Here is a 354-nt window from a genome sequence, read left to right as displayed (position 1 = left end):
TGGCGATCCGACGTCGACCACGATCTCACATCTCGACAGGAGCAGCCGCCTTCAGCCGAACCGCGGCCTGACCCCAATCACCCCATCTGTCCGAGTAAGCGTCTCGACGACGAGGCTGCGGGCCTGGGCCTGATGATCGTCCCGGTCCTCGTCCAGGCCGGCGGCACGGCCGTTGCCTTCCAGGTCGGCGCGGGCGGCTTCCTCATCGCCGCTCCGCTCGTGCTTACCCTCGGGGTCGAAACGCGAGGGCGGATACTCTAGGCTGTGGTGAGGATTTAAGATTTGGGTCTACCGGGTCGAGGCGAGATCTGATTCAAGGCTGCTTTTTGGGAGAGCTGCCTTGTCATTCCAGCC

General features: G+C 63.8%; 1 protein-coding gene. It reads left to right on the top strand.

What is annotated here, in order from left to right; translation table 11 throughout:
* On the top strand, positions 1-261 hold a 261-nt coding region (locus WDW90_RS38540), incomplete at its 5' end, for a hypothetical protein (protein WP_336492927.1).
* Positions 262-354 lie beyond the last annotated feature (93 nt).

The sequence above is a fragment of the Methylobacterium nigriterrae genome (assembly GCF_037106235.1).
In the GTDB taxonomy this organism is placed as follows: Bacteria; Pseudomonadota; Alphaproteobacteria; order Rhizobiales; family Beijerinckiaceae; genus Methylobacterium; species Methylobacterium nigriterrae.
The sequence above is the reverse complement of the archived record's forward strand: the minus strand, read 5'-3'. Positions and strand labels throughout refer to the sequence as shown.